Source organism: Rhizobium phaseoli (assembly GCF_010668805.1).
Lineage (GTDB): Bacteria > Pseudomonadota > Alphaproteobacteria > Rhizobiales > Rhizobiaceae > Rhizobium > Rhizobium phaseoli_A.
The window spans coordinates 154,974-172,563 of the sequence record NZ_WUFT01000012.1 but is presented as its reverse complement, the minus strand read 5'-3'; the positions used below and the strand labels follow the sequence as shown (position 1 = coordinate 172,563).

Genomic DNA, 17,590 nt, shown 5'->3' with positions numbered 1-17,590 from the left:
GAAAGCGGCTGCCTAGAAGCGCCGACACCGCCCCAAATCCCTTCTCCCCTCGGGGAGAAGGTGGCGGCAGCCGATGAGGGGCCACGACCACAAACGAGCAATCCATGACCGCATCACCCTTCGACCACCCCTTCCTCTCCGGCCTGCTCGGCGACGATGAAATCGCGCCCTATTTCTCCGCCGAGGCCGATATCCGCGCCATGCTCTCCTTTGAGGCGGCTTTGGCGAGGGCCGAAGCCGCGCATGGCTTGATCCCCACCGAAGCCGCAAGACGGATCGCCGAAATCTGCGCCGGCTTTTCCCCCGATCTGCCCAGTCTGCGAGCAGCAACGGCAAGGGACGGTGTCGTCGTTCCAGAACTCATCAAGCAGCTGCGCACCGAAGTGGGCGAGGAAGCGGCCAAAAGCCTGCATCTCGGCGCCACCAGCCAGGATGTGATCGACACCAGCCTGATGATCCGCCTGAAGGCGGTGGTCTTCCTGTTTGCCGGCCGGCTTTCCGCGATCGTCACCGGGCTCGATGGGCTCGATCGCCAGTTCGGCCGCAACAGGCTGATGGGTCATACCCGCATGCAGGCAGCCATCCCGATTTCCGTCAGCGACCGCCTCACTGCGTGGCGTGCGCCGTTGGAGATCTATCGCGACCGTCTGACCGAGCAGAGCTTCCCCGTCCAGTTCGGCGGCGCCGCCGGCACCCTCGACAAACTTGGGCCGCAAGGTCCGGCCGTCCGCGCCTCGCTCGCCCAGGAACTCGGCCTCACCGACACCAGGCAATGGCAGACCGGACGTCTGCCGATCGCCGATATCGCCGGCCTGTTTGCGTCGATCTCGGGCAGCCTCGGCAAGATCGGCCAGGATATCGCCCTGCTTGCCCAGGCAGGCCAAGAGATCGAAATCGCAGGCGGCGGCACCTCCTCGGCAATGGTGCATAAACAGAACCCCGTCGCCGCCGAAACCCTGGTCGCGCTCGCCCGCTTCAACGCCACGGCGCTGTCTGGCATTCACCAATCCCTCGTCCATGAACAGGAACGCTCGGGTGCCGCCTGGACGCTCGAGTGGCTGCTGCTGCCGCAAATGACGATGGCAACCGCCGCGAGCCTGCGGCTGGCGAGGGAACTGACGGGGAATATCAGGCGGCTTGGAGCGGCCTAAAGCCACGCGAAACGCGCATCAACCAAGCTTGGCGATTGCCCGCAAATTGTCGGCCGTCGTTGTCGGGAATTCGAAGAATTCGAGATAGGCGGGGATTTGTTCGAACAGCATATCCGTGCCCACCTGAAAGGCGCAGCCGCGCGCCCGGGCCGCCTCGAGGAAAGGGGTGATCTCCTTGCTCAACACCACCTCGCCGACGAAGGTCGATGGGGAGATGCGGTCGACATCGATCGGCAGAGGGTCACCGCGCCGCATCCCAAGCGGTGTCGCGTTGACGACGATGTCGAAGCCTGTCGGGTCGAGAGAGCCGATCGTGACGTGGAGCTGGGGGTAATATGTCTTTAGCCGGTCGAGCAGCGCCGCCGCGGTCGTCTCGTTGGCGTCGGCGATCGCCAGATGGGCGACGTCAGCCTTCGCCAAGGATGCGGCGATCGCCGAGCCGACGCCGCCGGCGCCGACGACCAGCGCTTTTGCGCCCTCGACCTTTTTGCCCTTGCGCAGAACGCCCCGGACGAAGCCCTCGCCATCGAACATGTCGCCGATCAGCCTGCCGTTCGGATCGAGACGCACCGCATTGCACGAGCCCGCGACTTTGGCGTTAGTCGAGGCTTCGTCGAGCAGCGCCATCGTCGCAATCTTGTGCGGCATGGTAATCAGCGCGCCGTGAATATTGGAAAGCCGGAAGACAAGCTTCAGAAACGCCGGATAGTCTTCCGGCCGGCAGCCCATCGGCACGACGACCGCATCGATGCCGTTCTTCTCGAAATAGGGATTGTAGATCAGAGGCGCCTTGAAGGACTCGGTGGGGTAGCCGAGGTGGGCGATGAGTTTGGTCGTGCCGGTGATCATGTGGCTAGACTTTCTGGGGATCGGCGGAGGCGCCGGTGTCGGAGAGGCGGATCATCTGCCCCGAGCGCGCCGATCTCTTGATCGCTTCGACGACCCTGAGGGTGGCGAGGCCCTCCCGCCCGCTGACGAGGGGCGTGGCTTTACCGCGAATGACGTCGCAAAAATGTCGGAGCTGCAGGCAAAGCGGATCGGCGGCTTCAAAGGGCACGCGCTGCTCGGCAAGCGGCTCCAGCCAATTCGGCGCCGACGTCGCGGTCCAAAGCGTCAGATCGGGAATTGCGAGCGAACCCTTGGTGCCGCCGATCTGGTAGCAATGGCTGCTGCTGTAGCGTGGAAATGCCGGGTTCTCGCCGGTGGTCGCCTCCCAACTCCAGGGTGCAGCCACCGCATCGCTGCCGTTAAGCGTGGCGAGAATGCCGTTTGCGAACCGCAATGAGACGACAGCCGTATCCTCGACGGCGTGGTGGCGCACGGCGTGCGATTCCATCGCATGCACGGCCTCGACCTCGCCGAACAGAAATCGGAAAAGGTCGACATCGTGGATCAGGTTGACGAAGATGGGCCCGGCGCCGGCTTCCCGCCGCCAGGGAATGTCGAAATAGTCGTCCGGCTTGGCGACCCAGAAGGTGCCGTGCACCGCAAGGATCCGGCCAAGCCTGCCGCCGTCGACGATCTGTTTGGCCGCCTGGATCATCGGGTTGTGGCGGCGGTGATGGCCGACCAAGATCGGGATCCCCGCCTTCTCGCCGGCGGTCACCAGCGCTGCGGCAGCGTCGACGTCGTCGGCGATCGGTTTCTCGATGAGAACAGGGATGCCGGTGGCGATAACCTCCATTCCGTTTTCGACGTGAAGCTGGTTCGGCGTTGCGACGATGACGCCGTCGGGCCTCTCCTCAGCGCCGATGTCTTGGAACGACGGGTACCATTGGATGCCGGCATTGTCGGCGAAATCGCGACCGACTGGGGACGGATCGATCACGGCGGAGAGAAGCGTTCCGGGCTCGGACATCACGCGCTCGGCATGGCGTCTGCCGATCAGGCCGGCTCCCATGACTGCAATCTTCAATGGCTTCATCATCGGCTCCAGAATTTTAACGGGTATCGGCCTTGAAACCGCTTATTTCCGCAGGATTTCTCCGAGAAACTTTCTGGTTCGCTCGTGCCGTGGGTTGGTGAAGAATTCGGCGGGCGGGGCTTCCTCGACGATCGCGCCGCTGGCCATAAAGATCACCCGATCGGCGACCTGGCGGGCAAAGCCCATCTCGTGGGTGACGCAGATCATCGTCATGCCCTCGTCGGCCAGCGCGATCATCGTATCCAGCACCTCCTTGACCATCTCCGGGTCGAGCGCCGACGTCGGCTCATCGAACAGCATCACTTTCGGCCGCATGCAGAGCGCGCGGGCAATGGCGACGCGCTGCTGCTGGCCGCCGGAAAGCTGGACCGGGTATTTGTCGGCCTGCTCCAGGATCTTGACCCGCTCGAGCAGCCCGCGTGCCCGTTCCTCGGCTTCCGCCCTGCCGACGCCGATCGCCTTCATCGGCGCCAGCATGCAGTTCTGCAGCACAGTCAGATGCGGAAACAGGTTGAACTGCTGGAAGACCATGCCGACCTCACGGCGGATCGCATCGATTGTTTTGGCCTGGTCGCTGAGAACAATGCCGCCGACCCGGATTTCACCCTTCTGGTAGGTCTCGAGATGGTTGATACAGCGGATGAGCGTCGACTTTCCGCTGCCGGAAGGCCCGCACAGGACGATCCTCTCGCCGCTGCGAACCGTCATGTTGATATCGTGAAGGGCTTGAAACGAGCCGTACCACTTTTCCACCTGCGCCATGGAGATCATGGTTTCCGCGGTTTGGGCAGGCATGGGACTGGTCATCGGCAGAACTCCGGGATTGGCGGGCAAGGCCGCATCGAGGAACAAGGGATGCGGATCAGCGCGCGGAAGCGGCAAACTTTCGCTCGAGCCGCGCGCCGAGGATCGTCAGCGGGCAACACATCAGGAAGTACAGGATGCCGACGACACCGAAGACCGTCAGCGGTTGGAAAATCTGGTTGGAGATGATATTGCCGGCCCGCGTCAGCTCGGTGAAGCCGACGATCGAAGCAAGCGAGGTGCCTTTGATCAGTTGCACGAGGAAGCCGATCGTCGCAGGCAGCGAGATGCGCAGCGCCTGCGGCAGGATGACATCCCGCATGCGGGAGACGTATCTGAGGCTGAGCGCCTTTGCCGCTTCCGTCTGGCCGCGCGGAACCGCTTCGATCGATCCGCGCCAGATCTCGCCGAGATAGGCGCTGGCATGCAGCGTCAGCCCGATGGCGACCGCCACCCAGGCATCGAGCATCAGCCCGACCAGGGCCAGGCCGTAATAGACCACGAAAAGCTGCATCAAAAGCGGCGTTCCCTGGAAGACGGCGATGTAGCCGGCGGTCAGGCGCTCCAAGAGCGGGTTGCCGGAGACGCGGGCGAGAGCGACGCCGAGCCCGGCAATGCAGCCGCAGACAAAGCCGACCGCGGACAGGACCACGGTCCATTTCAGGCCGATCAGGAGGAAGACGAACTCGTCGTGACCCATGGAATTCCTCCTACTTGACGGGATATTTGAAGTAGCGGGCCGAAAACGCCGCAAACAAGCGCATCATCAGCCAGGAAATCACGAAATAGAAAAGCGTGACCGTGAAGTAGACCTCGAAGCTCCGGAAGCTCTCCGATTCGATCCGCTGCGAAACGGAGGTCAGCTCATAAGCCGAGATCGCCGAGGCAATACTGGTGGTCAGCGTCAACAGCACGAACTGGCTGGTGAGCGACGGATAGATCGCCCGCAATGCCGGCTTGAGGATGATCAGCCGGAAGACCTGCGCCTTGTGCAGGCCAAGCGCCAGGCCGGCTTCCATCTGCCCCTTCGGGATCGACTGGACGCCGCCGCGAATGATCTCGATTGCGTAAGCGCCGCCGTTGATGCCGAGCGCGATAATCGCCGTCGGCGTCGGATCCAGCCGGATGCCGGTGAGCGGAAGCGCGAAATAGATGAAGAATATCTGCACCAGGAATGGCGTGTTGCGTATCAGTTCGACGAAGGCGATGACCAGCCACCGCACCGGCTTCAAGGGAGAATCGCGCAGGGCAACACCGCCAATTCCGATGACGATCGCCAGCAGCATCCCACAAATAGCCAGCAGGAATGTGCCGAGACAGCCGAGCAGGAGACTTGGCAGCCCATCGATAACCGGGGTGAAATCCAGCTTGTAGTTCATGCTTTCGCTGCTCCCGCCATGTCGGCCATTGCTTCTATGGCGAGCTCATAACCGCGGGCGCCAAAGCCGATCATGATGGCGGTGACAACGCGCGAGATCAGCGAATTGTGGTAGATGCTTTCGCGCGCATGAACATTCGAGATGTGCAGCTCGATCTTCGGCGGGTCGAACATCTTCAACGCATCGAGAAGCGCGATCGATGTGAAAGTATAGCCGGCCGGATTGATGATGATGCCGCAGGCCTCTTTGCGGGCCTGATGCACGCTTTCCACAAGCTCGCCCTCGAAATTGGTCTGGCGGAAGTCGATGCCAAAGCCGAGGCTCTCAGCCTTTGCGAGGCACCTGTCCCTGATATCGGCCAGCGTCGTCGAGCCGTAGATCGCGGGCTCGCGCTCCCCCAGCAGGTTGAGGTTCGGTCCGTTGAGCACAAAAATGGTTCTGGTCATGTCGCGCACCTCAAACGGGCCGGGCCACAAGCATGGCGGTTGCGTTGACGGGCATGGCTGCCCGCCTTGTTTGGTGAGGGGCTTCGTCTCACTAGACGTCATCCTCGGCCTTGTGCCGAGGATCTGCCGCCGCAGATGCCCGGGACAAGCCCGAGCATGACGGAAGAGTGGTTGGCGGGCCTTGTCACCAGCCAGAAAGCCGGGCTACTCCCGCCTTACCGCTCGCTCATTTCGCCGCGAACGGAATGCCTTCCAGCGTTTCCGGGAACTCCGGAACCGGGACCTTCATCCACTTGTCGTAGACGGCCTTGAGATCGCCGTTTGTTTTGATCTTGTCGATGAAGGTGTTGAGCGCCGCATTGATTTCCTTCTCGCCGAGACGCGTGCAGGCGCCGTTATAGAGCTTCTGGAATTCAAGCTTGTTTTCGAATTCGCCCGGACGGGCCTTCTCGACGCGATCCATATAGAAGATGTTGCCGCCCAGCGTATCGACCTGGCCGGACACCAGGGACTGGACGCTCGCAGCGTCTCCGTCATAGCGCCGGATCGTCGTTCCCTCAGGTGCGTTCTTTGTCACCTGCGTGTCCTGCGCTGCACCCTTGGCGACGCCGACGCTGAACTTGGCCATGTCGGCATTCGTCTTGATCTCTGCCGATTTGGGGCCGATCAAAACGATGGCATTGGCCACATAGGGCTTGCTGAACTGCACGGCTTTTGCGCGATCCGGCAGCATTGCCATCGTTGCAAACAGAACGTCGACGCGCCCGGCCGTCAGCGCTGGAATGCGGTTGTTGACTTCGAGCGGCACGAACTCGACGGTAACACCCAGTTCCTTGGCAAACAGCGTTGCGATGTCGGCGTCGAGACCGTCCTGTTTGCCGCCGCTGGTCACAAAACCCCAAGGCGGGTTGTCGCCCTGAATTCCGACGATGATCTTACCGCGAGCCTTGATTTCGTCAGGCGTGATGGCGGCGGCCGGCTGCGCCAGGGTGACGGCAGCCACCAGGGCTGCGGCTCCTAGCATCGCGTTTCGGCGCGTCAGCATAGATTTGAACATTCTGTTTCCTCCTCCTTTGGCGGCCTTGCGACCGGACAGCCACCTCACCTTTTGACTGTGGAGGAATGATTGCCAGAGATGGACACCAAAATCAACAGAGCTTTTCCAAATCATATGAGATTTTATCATGCCTCAAGCTATTTTAATTCTTCACGAGATTTGCAATAATAGGTGAGAGCGAGTTTTCGCCGCTGGCCGTGGGTGCCGAAAGGGTTTTGATATGAAGACCTCGATTGCGACTGTGACGATCAGCGGCGAACTGCCTGAGAAGCTCGAGGCAATTGCCCGAGCCGGCTTCGACGGCGTCGAGATCTTCGAAAACGATTTCCTGGCATTCGACGGAAGCCCGGCCGATGTCGGAAAACTCGTCCGCGACCATGGCCTTGGTATCACGCTGTTTCAGCCGTTTCGGGATTTCGAGGGCATGCCGGAGCCGCTGCGCAGCCGCACCTTCGATCGCGCCGAACGGAAGTTCGACGTGATGCAGCAGCTTGGAACGGATCTGGTGCTGGTCTGCTCGAACGTCTCGCCGGCCGCCATCGGCGGCATCGACCGGGCGGCTGAGGATTTCCGCGAACTTGGCGAGCGTGCCGCCCGGCGCGGGCTGAGGGTGGGCTACGAGGCGCTCGCCTGGGGGCGCCATATCAGTGACCACCGCGACGCCTGGGAAATCGTCCGGCGCGCCGATCATCCGAATGTCGGCCTCATCCTCGACAGTTTCCACACCTTGTCGCGCAAGATCGACATCAATTCCATTCGCTCGATTCCCAAAGAGAAGATCTTCATCGTCCAGCTTGCCGATGCGCCGCTGATCGATATGGATCTGCTCTATTGGAGCCGCCACTTCCGAAATATGCCTGGAGAAGGCGATCTTCCCGTCACGGCGTTCACCGAAGCCGTCGCCGCCACGGGTTATGACGGCTATTTCTCGCTGGAGATTTTCAACGACCAGTTTCGAGGCGGTTTCTCGCGGGCGATTGCTGCCGATGGTCACCGCTCGCTGATCTATCTCGGCGATCAGGTGCGTCGCCATCTCGGCACCGGTAGCATGGCCGGGGCGGCGATGCCGGAACGGGCTGCCGTCAAAGGTGTCGGCTTCATCGAGTTTGCCACGGACGAGGAAGATGAAGTCGAGCTGGTGGCTTTGCTGCGCACCCTCGGCTTCAAACAGACTGCCGTCCACCGCACGAAGAAAGTCTCTCTGTTTGAGCAGGGCGAGATCCGGATCCTCGTCAATGTCGATCAAGCGGGATTTGCCAATGCTGCCTACGCCGTCCATGGCACCTTTGCCTATGCGATTGCCTTGGTCGTCGACGATGCGGCAAAGGCATATGCGCGTGCCCTTGCCCTGGATGCCGAGCCCTTCGCCCAGCCCGTCGCGGCGGGTGAGCTGGAGTTGCCGGCCATTCGGGGCGTCGGCGGCGGCATTGTCTATCTGATCGACGACAAGAGCGCCTTGGGCCGCTTTTCCGAAATCGACTTTCGGCCGGTCACCGACGACACCGACACGGCGTCTGCCGGCCTTCGTCGCGTCGATCACGTTGCCCAGACGGTCGGCTATGATGAAATGCTAACCTGGCTGCTGTTCTACACGTCGATCTTCGAGACCCAGAAGACCCCGATGGTCGACATCATCGATCCAGCCGGGGTGGTGCGCAGCCAAGTCGTCGAGAACCATTCGGGCGCGCTGCGCATCACCATGAACGGAGCCGAAAATCGCCGCACGCTGGCCGGACATTTCATTGCCGAAAAGTTCGGATCCGGTATTCAGCACCTGGCATTTTCAACTGACGACATTTTTGCAACCGCCGAAAAACTTCGCGGCTGCGGCTTCAGGTCCTTGCACATTTCGCCGAATTATTACGACGACGTCGAAGCCCGCTTCGGGCTCGATCCTGTCATGACCGAGCGGCTGAAGGCGGAGAACATCCTCTATGACCGAGACGAGCATGGCGAATATTTCCAGCTCTACAGCGGGACATATGGAGAGGGTTTCTTTTTCGAGATCGTCGAACGCCGCGGCTACCGCGGATATGGCGCCCCGAACGCAATTTTTCGGATCGCCGCGCTGAAAAGACAGATGCGTCCCGAGGGAATCCCGAAAGACGCTTATTAAATTAGAGAATGCGGCCGCTCTTCAGCACATGCTCGACGCCGCTTTGAACGTGCCGTCTGACCACCTCGGTGGCGCCGGCGACGTCACGTTGAATGGACAGTTCGAACAAAAGCCGGTGGTCGTCGACGACAGGCTTTCCGCGAAAGCTTTCGGCCAGCATATGGTAACGAAGGAAGCGGTCGAAGACAGACGACAGTGTCGCCATCAGCGTCGCTGAATTGCAGGCCGAGACGATCGCCTGATGGAACTCCCAATCGTATCGCACCCAGTCGACCGTGCGCGAGACGTCGCCGGCCAAAAGCTTGCGTTCGGCGGCAGCCAGACGGTGATGGGCCGCGACGATGCGCCCTTCCCATTCGAGATTTCCCGCAGCGAATGCAAGGCCAATCGCATGTGTTTCAAGAACGATCCTCAGATCGGCAAGCTCCAGCAGCTCCCGCCGTGAAGCCGGGCTGACTTCAAAACCACGCTGCCCTTCGGCGACGACGAGGTTCTCCGTGGCCAGCCGGCTCAGAATTTCGCGCAGCGACGAAATGCCGATGGAGTAGCGCTCCTTTGCCTGCTCCAGTTTGATCTTCGCCCCCGGCGGCAATATCCCTGATATGATATCCTCGCGGATCTGCCGGAAGACGACATCGCTGACTGTTTCAGCCGGGTCGTGGATTTGTTTGAGCATGGCTTTTCCTGGTTTCGCCGAAATGCAGTCTATGGGGTGGACCTGAAGCGAAGCCATATCGGTATCGCTGCTATTTCAGCGTCCCTTTGGCCAGCGCGTGTTCGACCCCGCCCTGGATATGCAGCACAAGCACCCGCTTGGCCGTCTCCGCATCCCGTCGCAGGGCCGCATCCAGCAGCTGCTGGTGTTCGTTGGCTGCGACATCGCCGCGATAGGACAAGGCGACCATCTGGTAGCGCAGATATCGGTCGAAGATCACCGAATGGGTCTCCATCAGCAGTTTCGATCCGCAGGCAGCTATTAGGGCCTGGTGGAACTCCCAATCGTAGCGCTTCCAGTCCTCGGCCCGGCTGGTGTCGCCGGATGCCATTACCTGTTCCATCCGCGCCAATTTGTAGTGGGCCGACACCAGCGGCGCCTCCCACTCCACGTCGCCATGCATGAACGACTGCTCCAGCGCATGGGTTTCCAAGAGAAGCCTGAGCGCCGCCGTCTCCTTGAGGTCGGAAACCGATACCGGAGAAACCTCGAAACCCTTTTGCCCCTCGGCAACGACAAGCCCCTCGGAGGAGAGCCGGTTCAGCACCTCTCGGAGTGTACTGATGCTGGTCTCGTAGGCCTCCTTCAGGCTTTCCAGCTTCAGTTTTTGTCCGGGCGCCAGCCGCCCGAAAATGATGTCGGCCCGAATGCGCCGGTAACTGCTCTCGGCGATCGTCTCGTTTACAACAGGCTGGAGCATCACGAGTCTCTTATATTTCTTATATCATCGGATATATCGCTTTTCGTCAATGCCAAGCAAGGAAGCATTGGCGGAATACCGAACACAATTTTCTCATATGATGGAGGTTTCCGCGGACACTGAGTATGCGCGGATCCACATACCCCTGAGTTTGCTCAGGCTTGCGCGCGCTATTAGATGCGAGTCACTCCGACCTCGGCGGATGCCTGTCGTGTCCAGCCTCAGGAATGGCGGCGGTAGAAATCAACGCGCTCGATGATCCAACAGCGTCGGCGGTTTATGCACTTTCAGGCAAATGCACACGAAGATAGCTCAGGGGAACAAGCTGGGTATCGAGATCGGGACCTTCCCCCTGGCCTGGGTCATAGAAAATGCCGTTATCAGCGTCATACAGGATAAAGTGGTCTCCTTCGACATGGACGACCGCCACCCCCATGACGTCACCCCAGCTCTCCACCTTGCGTATGTCGCCAATATGCCACCGCAACTCGCTCAGGACGGAGCTTAGTTCTTTCCACGTGGTGTAATGATTGGTCTGTGCTCCCCAATCGATCATGGTAGCAAGCTGGCCGTAGGGTCTGCCGGTGAGCATCTGCAAGACAAAAACGCCGCATCCATCATCCCTCGGGCGTTGCGTTACAAATTGAAAGCGGACCTTAGCGGGGTTGGGTTGCGCCAATGCTCAGTTCTCCAATTCATTCCGTCGTGCCCGCTCAACCGGGCGATGAGCGCGGGGCGACCGGCAAAAACAGCTTCCTGCGCGCGGGGTGCTCGATTTCTCGGGCGTGGAATTCGTGATGCCTGCAGGCTGAATTCTGGCGCGAGGTGACAGCAATTGTTTTTTCAATCGCGCGCAACCATCTAATAGGCATGACTTACGGGAAAATGTCCCCACCCCAGCAGCGCGTTTACCGAAAACCAACCATACTGGCTTGCTTTCCGGGGCGAAAGCCGATTGCTTAGGAAAATCTACTCCTTCTTCCGCTAGCGGTTAGGAGAATGAGAGGGGCACAGGCAAACCCGTGGAATTCTACTGCTTCGCATCCGGATAAACTATGATTACGATGGCGATGCGGGAAGGCCGGTTTGAAGAACGATGACGACAGAACTGTTTCAGGTAAAATTTTGGGGCGTCCGCGGCAGTATTCCGGTATCGGGCCCCGAGTTCGACCGCTACGGCGGTAACACCTCCTGCATCGAAATTCGCTGCGGAAAACATCGGATGATCTTCGACGCCGGCTCCGGCCTGCGCGAGGCGGGCCTGTCCTTGCTCGCCGATGGCGTCAGCGACGTCGACCTGTTTTTCAGCCATTGCCACTACGACCACATCATCGGCCTGCCGTTCTTCAAGGCGATCTATTATCCCTCGATCAACGTCAACATCTGGTCCGGCCATCTCGACGGCAAGATGAGCACGCGTGAGATGGTCGAGCAGTTCATCAGCCCGCCCTGGTTTCCGGTCAAGACCGACATCTGCCAGGCGACGATGAACTTCCGCGATTTCCATCCCGGCCAGGTTCTCGCCCCCCATGAGGGCATCGAGATCAAGACCTTCATGCTCAACCATCCGGGCGGCGCCATCGGCTACCGCATCGAATGGCAGGGCCGTTCGGTCGCACTGATCTACGATATCGAGCATATTCCAGGCGCTTACGACCCGGTCTCGCTGGAGATGATGAAGGGTGCCGATCTCGTCGTCTACGACTGCACCTACAATGAAGACGAGATGCAGCGTTTCAAGGGTTTCGGCCATTCGACCTGGGAGCACGGCACCGAGCTTGCAAAGATAGCCGGCGCCAAACGCTTCGCCCTGTTCCACCACGCCCCCTCCCGCACCGACGAACAGCTGGCACAGATGGAAACGCAGGCGCAGGCCGCCTTCCCCGAATCCTTCGCCGCCCGCGACAATCAGATCGTGGTGATTTAGCCAGCTTCAGACTGCTTTCGCCGTCTGCAGCGCGCTAACGGAACAGATGCTGGGCCGGACCGTTTCCTCGGCGGCGCGAGATCGATGAAGCGGGTATCCCCTATGACCAACCTTTCCCTTTGCGGGCAGGTGCACATCTCTGTTCGCGGCGAACCCATTCGCGTTGGCATCTGTCATTGCATGGACTGCAGAAAGGAGAGCGGTTCAGCCTTCACCTTCTATGGGATCTGGCCCGCCGGCCAGTTTGAGCACTCGGGGGAAGCCGGCGAATTCCAAGGCCGACATTTCTGCACCGGCTGTGGTTCGCGGCTGTTTTCCGTCGATGCGCAAGAGGCGGAAATCAAGCTCGGCATCCTGTCCGAGGCCCCGACGCCGCTGGTGCCGGGCTACGAACTCTGGATCAAGCGCCGGGAACCGTGGCTGCGGCCGGTCGAAGGTGCCGAGCAGTTTGAGGAAGACCGAAGGTGATCGCGGACATCGGAGACCTTCCGATGGCCAGCCTCGTCCGTCGAAAGCGTCGAGACTTTTTGTCGCGAAGCCGGGAGGCACCATGTTTCGGTCTTGCTGCCGCCGCACGGACGCATCTCGACGAGGTCGTCGCGCTGATGCGCGATTTTCCTGGGCGTGTTCATCCCAGCTGATTGGCCACCTGATCGGCAAGTCTCACGGCTTGAGAAGTGCCGGTGCCGCCGAGCAGTGGGCGGCAGGATGCCGGCCTGTCGCTGCAAACAAGGCCGACAGGAAATTCCATGCCGCCGCATCATGCACCAGATGGTGGCTGAGCACGCCGATCGGCTCGTCGCTGCCGGCAAACCGGGCGTCAAGCTCGGCCACCAGCTCGGCCACCAATTCCGCCTCGTTGCGTCCGCCGCGCGTGCCGTGCCAATCGATGATGTCGACATGGGTGTTGAGAAGCGGCACCGGGCCGTCCTGCTTTGCCCGCCCGTAGACCGAAAGGGCTGCAAATCCGAGCCCGGGCAGCGCCGGGATGAGCCCCGCATCGATCCGGTTCCACGGCGGCACTAGCACCGGCAGGAAACGGGTGGGGTAGAGCTGCTGCAGCAACCGCAGCCCTTCGCCCAATTCGCCGAGCATGACCGCTGCCGGCCGATCGCCGCCGAGTTCCTGCTTCTTGCCCTCCGGCCTCGCATGATTTGTATGCGACCAGCCATGCACCGCGACGCTAACGCCTGCTTCCTCGGCCAGCCGCACGGCCAATGCCTCGCCGGTCAGGCCGGGAATGACGGCAAGCGTCAGCGGGATCTTGTTTTCATCGGTCAGCGCCAGCAGCGTCTCCAGCGCCGGCGTCGGCTCGATGGCATCGTCATCCCGCAGCCAGAAGCGGGCCACCCGGCCGGCGGCCTGCCAGCGGTCGAGCTCGCGGCGCAGCGGCTCCCAGATCGTCTTGTCGGTCATCGCCTTACTCCTGCTGCAGCATTGTCCTGCAAAATTTCGTCCAATATCTCCGCCGCCGTCGCCAGCGAGCGTTGCCCGAGCACGAAGCGCCGCGCCGCCTTCGCCATGGCCTCGCGCCTCTCCCCGTCGTCAAGCAGCGCAGCCACGGCCGCGGCATAGGCGGCGAGGTCGCCATCCCTCCCGAACAGGCCGGTCACGCCGGCCTCGACCACCGCGGGCACCCCCGCCGTTTCCTGCGCCACGACCGGCAGGCCGGCGGCCTGGGCTTCCAGATAGGCAAGGCCATAGGCCTCGCCGCAACCGGGCCAGACATAGATGCCGCCGCGTCCAAGCAATTCGGCGATATCGGCGGCGTCCCGCTCGCCCAGCCATTCGATGCGGCCGGTGGGAAAACCGGCAAACAGCGCCTGCACCGCGTGGCGCGTCGGCCCATCGCCGATGACGGCAAGCGTCCACGGCCGGTCTTCGATCAGCTGCAACGCTTTTGCAAGCATCGCATAACTCTCCATCTTGTCGCCGGCCCGCATCATCGCCACCGTCATCAGCCGCAGCGGATCGGGCGCCGGTGAGACCTTTTCGAACAGCGCCGTGTCGATGAAGGGTTTGAGACCGGCAAGCCGTGCCTGCGGAAAGGCGGCCGAAAGCCCGGCCCGGTCACGCGCGGTGAAGCTGATATTCACCGCCGCCTGCAGGATCGCCTCGCCGACTGACTTTTGCACGCCTGCCCAGCCGGTGCTGTCGCGTTTGGCCGCATAGGAGGCTTCGGCGGTGACGTAGGGGATGGTGAATTCGGCAGAGATCACCGGCCCGAACGGGTCGGGCGATTTGTAATAGGGATGGTAGCAGAACCAGAGATCAGGTCGCGGCACTGATGCCCATTTTTCCCGCAGCCGCTGCAGTTCGGCACCGATCGCCGGTTCGAGCGCCGCTGCCGCTTCCGGTGTCGCGGCATAGGTGCGAAATTCCGAAATGATCTCGACCTGATGCCCGGCAAGCTCCAGCGCCCGGATCAGCAGCCGCGCCATCAGCCGGTCGCCTGACGGCACCGGATGGTTCGGCGATTTCATCGGCGCGTAAAAAGCCACCCGCATGCACAACCCTCACGTAAAGACACAGTGTTTCCAACCGGCATGGCCGCGGGCGAAACTCGGCTATTGTCCATTTCTCTAAAACTTGCGCATAAGCATATGGAATGTGATGGCGATGGAAGCAATTCCGCCTCTTTCTCAATTTCTATGGGCCTGCGGTTGCATCGACAAGAACGGGAATGAATGACGACGGTCTCGGCCACAGGGATTTTTTCGGAGCGTACGATCAGAAGGGCGAGGCTCGGTTCCGGCCTCGTCATTTTCATCTTCGTCCTGATGCATTTGTCGAACCATGCAATCGGCCTGATTTCAGTCTCCGCCGCCGATAAAGCCGCCCGCCTGTTCATGGCGATCTGGCGAAATCCTCTCGGTACCGCCATCTTCTATTCGTCGGTTCTGATCCATATCGCGCTGGTGCTGCGTGCCATCTATATGCGCCGCAGCCTGGTGATGCCCAAGGGCGAAATGGCGCAGATCGTACTCGGCCTGCTGATCCCGCTGCTTCTCATCGATCACGTCATCGGCACGCGCATCGCCCACGAACTCTATGGCTATATCGATGACTATGAGACGGTCGTCGGTTCGCTGTGGATCAGGGCTCCGGGGAATGGTCTGCGCCAGGCGTTCGGTCTCGTCGCCGTCTGGATCCATGGCTGTATCGGCCTGCATTTCTGGCTGCGCTACCGCCCCTGGTACCCGAGTTTCGCGCCGCTGCTGCTGGCGCTGGCGATCCTGGTGCCGGTACTCTCGCTGCTCGGCTTCGTCGAAATGGGCCGCACCCTGGCCGACCCTTCCTACCAGCAGGCGGTCGCCAACAGCCCCTATAAGGCGACGGTCAACACCCGTTACGCCTCGAACCCGGAGGTTATCCGTCAGGTCTCGACGATCCGCGCCGGGCTCTACGGCGCTTTCTCGGCCTCGCTGCTGATCGTCGTCGTCGCTCGCGCCCGGCGCAAGCTGAAGGAACGCCTCGACCAGGTGGCCGTGCATTATCCGGGCGGCGAGGTGATCCGTGTGCCGCGCGGCTTTTCGGTGCTGGAAGCAAGCCGGCTCGGCGGCCTGCCACATTATTCCGTCTGCGGCGGCAAGGGCCAGTGCTCCACCTGCCGCGTGCAGATCCTCGGCGATTACGAGAACCTGCCCGTCCCCGACAAGATGGAGCAAACGACGTTGAGGCGGATCAATGCCGGCCCGGATGTGCGGCTTGCCTGCCAGCTTCGCCCGAACCGCGATGTCGCCGTGGCGCCGCTGCTTGTGCCGGCGCTCGAAGCGGCCCTTCCCGCCAACAGCCAGGAGACCAGCCCCGGCCGCGAGCGCGAAATCGCCGTGCTCTTCGTCGATATCCGCCATTTCACCACGCTGACGGAAACGCGCCTGCCCTTCGACGTCGTCTTCCTGCTGAACCGCTATTTCGCCATCATCGGCAAGGCGGTGGAGCAGGCGGGCGGGCGGCTCGACAAATTCATCGGCGATGGCGCCATGGCGCTGTTCGGCCTCAACACCGCGCCGGAGCAAGCCTGTCGCCAGGCGCTCAGCGCCGCCGCGGCGATCGTCGCCGAAATCGACAAACTCGCCGCCGAACTGGCCGACGAGCTGCCGCTGCCGCTGCGCATCGCGATCGGCATCCACACCGGTCCGGCCGTCGTCGGCACGATGGGCTACGGCCGGGTGCGCAGCATGACGGCGATCGGCGATACCGTCAACGTCGCGAGCCGGCTGGAGAGTGCCGCCAAGGAGTTCGAAGCAGCGATCGTCATCTCCGAGCCGGTGGCGAAACTCTCCGGCGCCGATCTTTCCGGCATCGAAAGCCGTGACATCAGCATACGCGGCCGCGCCTTGCCCTTGAAAGTCTATGTCATTCCGCGAGAGAGAGCGGCAAAACCGCTCGAAGGAAAAGACTGATGCCCGGCAAACCGTGGCTGACCGCCAAATATTGGAGCCGCCGGCTGCGCAAGGCGCGCAATGCCGCGGCCTCGCGCCTCTTCGACACCCGCTTCGGCCGCCGCCTGCTGATTGAGACTATCGGCCCGCGCGTCGTCTCGATGACGGTCGATGCCGGCGATCATCTGATGACCTTCTCGCCGTCGGACTATATCGGCCGCAAGGTTTTCCGGAAGGGCCATTTTGAGCGCGACGCCGTCGACCGGCTGATCGTCATTCTGCGCGAGCGCGGCCTCTTGCGGAAGGATGCAACGCTGCTCGAGATCGGCGGCAATATCGGTACGCAGACCGTCTATTTCGCCTTGAGCGGCACCTACGTCCATATCGTCAGCATCGAGCCCGACCCGCGCAATTTTCCGCTGCTTGCCCTCAACATCCGCCAGAACGGGTTGGAAGAGAAGGTCCGCCTCGTCAATTGCGCTGCCGGCGAGAGCGAAGGCGAGATCGACTTTTTCCTCAACCGCAACAATCACGGCAAGAGCAGCGCCATTCGCCAAAGCCCGACCGACAGGAAGATCAGCGTGCCGGTTAAACCGGTTCCCGAGATCCTGGCCGGCCTGTCGATCGACCCAGCCGAAATCGGCCTCGTCTGGATGGATATCGAAGGTTACGAGCCGGTCGCCTGCCGGTCGATGCAGTCCCTGCTTACCCGCCGCGTGCCGCTTTATATGGAATTCACGCCGCTGTTCTATGGACCTGAGGAAACGAAAGCCTTCATCTCGATGCTCGCCGGCTACTACGAGGACTGCCTCGTCCTCTTCGAGGACCGCGAAGAGGAGATGAAGGTGCGGGATCTGCCGGGCGAATTCGATCAGTATAACGTGCTGTTTCTGCCGACTAGATAACTTCTGACGTAGAGGCCGGCGCTTATCCATGTCCTCGCCCGGCTGACGAGAATGCTAAGCGGCAAAACCTCAAGTGTGAGG

18 protein-coding genes are annotated in these 17,590 nt (G+C 61.5%); 6 read left to right on the top strand and 12 right to left on the bottom strand.

What is annotated here, in order from left to right:
• The first annotated feature begins 104 nt into the window (after window positions 1-104).
• A complete protein-coding gene (locus GR197_RS19920; protein ID WP_164012604.1) occupies window positions 105-1,151 on the top strand; it encodes a 3-carboxy-cis,cis-muconate cycloisomerase in 1,047 nt (348 codons plus the stop codon).
• Between the two features lie 18 nt (window positions 1,152-1,169).
• On the opposite strand, the gene GR197_RS19915 is transcribed toward GR197_RS19920, so the two are convergent.
• The 7 genes from GR197_RS19915 to GR197_RS19885 form a co-directional block, all read right to left on the bottom strand.
• Entirely contained in the window at window positions 1,170-2,000 is an 831-nt protein-coding gene (locus GR197_RS19915; protein WP_164012602.1) for a shikimate dehydrogenase family protein, read from the bottom strand.
• A gap of 4 nt (window positions 2,001-2,004) precedes the next feature.
• Window positions 2,005-3,075 carry a Gfo/Idh/MocA family protein gene (locus GR197_RS19910; protein ID WP_164012600.1) on the bottom strand — a complete coding sequence of 357 codons (1,071 nt, stop codon included), beginning with the start codon at window positions 3,073-3,075 and terminating at the stop codon, window positions 2,005-2,007.
• A gap of 42 nt (window positions 3,076-3,117) precedes the next feature.
• Window positions 3,118-3,882: an amino acid ABC transporter ATP-binding protein gene (locus GR197_RS19905; RefSeq protein ID WP_164012598.1), complete on the bottom strand. Its 765-nt coding sequence runs from the start codon at window positions 3,880-3,882 to the stop codon at window positions 3,118-3,120.
• A gap of 55 nt (window positions 3,883-3,937) precedes the next feature.
• Window positions 3,938-4,579, bottom strand: a complete 642-nt coding sequence (locus tag GR197_RS19900) for an amino acid ABC transporter permease (RefSeq protein WP_164012596.1) — start codon at window positions 4,577-4,579, stop codon at window positions 3,938-3,940.
• Between the two features lie 10 nt (window positions 4,580-4,589).
• Window positions 4,590-5,258, bottom strand: coding sequence for an amino acid ABC transporter permease (locus GR197_RS19895; protein ID WP_164012593.1), 669 nt, complete (start codon window positions 5,256-5,258; stop codon window positions 4,590-4,592).
• Complete coding sequence (locus GR197_RS19890) at window positions 5,255-5,704, bottom strand: type II 3-dehydroquinate dehydratase (RefSeq protein WP_164012591.1); 450 nt, start codon at window positions 5,702-5,704, stop codon at window positions 5,255-5,257. Before GR197_RS19890 ends, GR197_RS19895 begins: the two co-directional genes overlap by 4 nt.
• Before the next feature lie 226 nt (window positions 5,705-5,930).
• On the bottom strand, window positions 5,931-6,761 hold the full coding sequence (locus GR197_RS19885) for a transporter substrate-binding domain-containing protein (RefSeq protein WP_164012589.1): 831 nt from the start codon (window positions 6,759-6,761) through the stop codon (window positions 5,931-5,933).
• Between the two features lie 220 nt (window positions 6,762-6,981).
• Between GR197_RS19885 and GR197_RS19880 the strand changes: the two genes are divergently transcribed.
• The gene (locus GR197_RS19880; RefSeq protein ID WP_164012587.1) at window positions 6,982-8,877 is read left to right on the top strand and encodes a bifunctional sugar phosphate isomerase/epimerase/4-hydroxyphenylpyruvate dioxygenase family protein; all 1,896 of its coding nucleotides are present in this window, start codon (window positions 6,982-6,984) and stop codon (window positions 8,875-8,877) included.
• A 1-nt stretch (window position 8,878) separates the two neighbouring features.
• Here GR197_RS19880 and GR197_RS19875 read toward each other — a convergent pair whose 3' ends face one another.
• From GR197_RS19875 to GR197_RS19865, 3 genes are all read right to left on the bottom strand, one after another.
• Window positions 8,879-9,553: a GntR family transcriptional regulator gene (locus GR197_RS19875; protein ID WP_164012585.1), complete on the bottom strand. Its 675-nt coding sequence runs from the start codon at window positions 9,551-9,553 to the stop codon at window positions 8,879-8,881.
• A gap of 70 nt (window positions 9,554-9,623) precedes the next feature.
• On the bottom strand, window positions 9,624-10,292 hold the full coding sequence (locus tag GR197_RS19870; RefSeq protein ID WP_164012583.1) for a GntR family transcriptional regulator: 669 nt from the start codon (window positions 10,290-10,292) through the stop codon (window positions 9,624-9,626).
• 277 nt (window positions 10,293-10,569) lie between these two features.
• On the bottom strand, window positions 10,570-10,971 hold the full coding sequence (locus tag GR197_RS19865) for a hypothetical protein (RefSeq protein WP_246724633.1): 402 nt from the start codon (window positions 10,969-10,971) through the stop codon (window positions 10,570-10,572).
• 417 nt (window positions 10,972-11,388) lie between these two features.
• Between GR197_RS19865 and GR197_RS19860 the strand changes: the two genes are divergently transcribed.
• Both GR197_RS19860 and GR197_RS19855 read left to right on the top strand, forming a co-directional pair.
• A complete protein-coding gene (locus GR197_RS19860; protein WP_164012581.1) occupies window positions 11,389-12,219 on the top strand; it encodes an MBL fold metallo-hydrolase in 831 nt (276 codons plus the stop codon).
• A 102-nt stretch (window positions 12,220-12,321) separates the two neighbouring features.
• Entirely contained in the window at window positions 12,322-12,687 is a 366-nt protein-coding gene (locus tag GR197_RS19855; protein ID WP_164012579.1) for a GFA family protein, read from the top strand.
• Between the two features lie 195 nt (window positions 12,688-12,882).
• Here GR197_RS19855 and GR197_RS19850 read toward each other — a convergent pair whose 3' ends face one another.
• Together GR197_RS19850 and GR197_RS19845 are read right to left on the bottom strand one after the other, a co-directional pair.
• Complete coding sequence (locus GR197_RS19850; RefSeq protein ID WP_164012577.1) at window positions 12,883-13,635, bottom strand: polysaccharide deacetylase family protein; 753 nt, start codon at window positions 13,633-13,635, stop codon at window positions 12,883-12,885.
• Entirely contained in the window at window positions 13,632-14,726 is a 1,095-nt protein-coding gene (locus GR197_RS19845; RefSeq protein ID WP_164012574.1) for a glycosyltransferase family 4 protein, read from the bottom strand. The genes GR197_RS19850 and GR197_RS19845 overlap by 4 nt, the downstream gene beginning before the upstream one ends.
• A gap of 180 nt (window positions 14,727-14,906) precedes the next feature.
• Here GR197_RS19845 and GR197_RS19840 point away from each other — a divergent pair, with 180 nt between their 5' ends.
• Both GR197_RS19840 and GR197_RS19835 read left to right on the top strand, forming a co-directional pair.
• Entirely contained in the window at window positions 14,907-16,625 is a 1,719-nt protein-coding gene (locus GR197_RS19840) for an adenylate/guanylate cyclase domain-containing protein (protein WP_164012572.1), read from the top strand.
• Window positions 16,625-17,509 (top strand): FkbM family methyltransferase, encoded by an 885-nt coding sequence (locus tag GR197_RS19835; protein WP_164012570.1) that lies wholly within the window; start codon window positions 16,625-16,627, stop codon window positions 17,507-17,509. The genes GR197_RS19840 and GR197_RS19835 overlap by 1 nt, the downstream gene beginning before the upstream one ends.
• Window positions 17,510-17,590 lie beyond the last annotated feature (81 nt).

Excerpts from the sequence above, each read along its gene's own strand:
- GR197_RS19915 (WP_164012602.1), bottom strand. The coding sequence starts at position 2,000 with ATGATCACCGGCACGACCAAACTCATCGCCCACCTCGGCTACCCCACC.
- GR197_RS19900 (WP_164012596.1), bottom strand. The coding sequence starts at position 4,579 with ATGGGTCACGACGAGTTCGTCTTCCTCCTGATCGGCCTGAAATGGACC.
- GR197_RS19920 (WP_164012604.1), top strand. The coding sequence starts at position 105 with ATGACCGCATCACCCTTCGACCACCCCTTCCTCTCCGGCCTGCTCGGC.
- GR197_RS19895 (WP_164012593.1), bottom strand. The coding sequence starts at position 5,258 with ATGAACTACAAGCTGGATTTCACCCCGGTTATCGATGGGCTGCCAAGT.
- GR197_RS19845 (WP_164012574.1), bottom strand. The coding sequence starts at position 14,726 with ATGCGGGTGGCTTTTTACGCGCCGATGAAATCGCCGAACCATCCGGTG.
- GR197_RS19880 (WP_164012587.1), top strand. The coding sequence starts at position 6,982 with ATGAAGACCTCGATTGCGACTGTGACGATCAGCGGCGAACTGCCTGAG.
- GR197_RS19870 (WP_164012583.1), bottom strand. The coding sequence starts at position 10,292 with ATGCTCCAGCCTGTTGTAAACGAGACGATCGCCGAGAGCAGTTACCGG.
- GR197_RS19905 (WP_164012598.1), bottom strand. The coding sequence starts at position 3,882 with ATGACCAGTCCCATGCCTGCCCAAACCGCGGAAACCATGATCTCCATG.
- GR197_RS19850 (WP_164012577.1), bottom strand. The coding sequence starts at position 13,635 with ATGACCGACAAGACGATCTGGGAGCCGCTGCGCCGCGAGCTCGACCGC.
- GR197_RS19855 (WP_164012579.1), top strand. The coding sequence starts at position 12,322 with ATGACCAACCTTTCCCTTTGCGGGCAGGTGCACATCTCTGTTCGCGGC.
- GR197_RS19890 (WP_164012591.1), bottom strand. The coding sequence starts at position 5,704 with ATGACCAGAACCATTTTTGTGCTCAACGGACCGAACCTCAACCTGCTG.
- GR197_RS19910 (WP_164012600.1), bottom strand. The coding sequence starts at position 3,075 with ATGAAGCCATTGAAGATTGCAGTCATGGGAGCCGGCCTGATCGGCAGA.
- GR197_RS19860 (WP_164012581.1), top strand. The coding sequence starts at position 11,389 with ATGACGACAGAACTGTTTCAGGTAAAATTTTGGGGCGTCCGCGGCAGT.
- GR197_RS19885 (WP_164012589.1), bottom strand. The coding sequence starts at position 6,761 with ATGTTCAAATCTATGCTGACGCGCCGAAACGCGATGCTAGGAGCCGCA.
- GR197_RS19835 (WP_164012570.1), top strand. The coding sequence starts at position 16,625 with ATGCCCGGCAAACCGTGGCTGACCGCCAAATATTGGAGCCGCCGGCTG.
- GR197_RS19875 (WP_164012585.1), bottom strand. The coding sequence starts at position 9,553 with ATGCTCAAACAAATCCACGACCCGGCTGAAACAGTCAGCGATGTCGTC.
- GR197_RS19840 (WP_164012572.1), top strand. The coding sequence starts at position 14,907 with ATGACGACGGTCTCGGCCACAGGGATTTTTTCGGAGCGTACGATCAGA.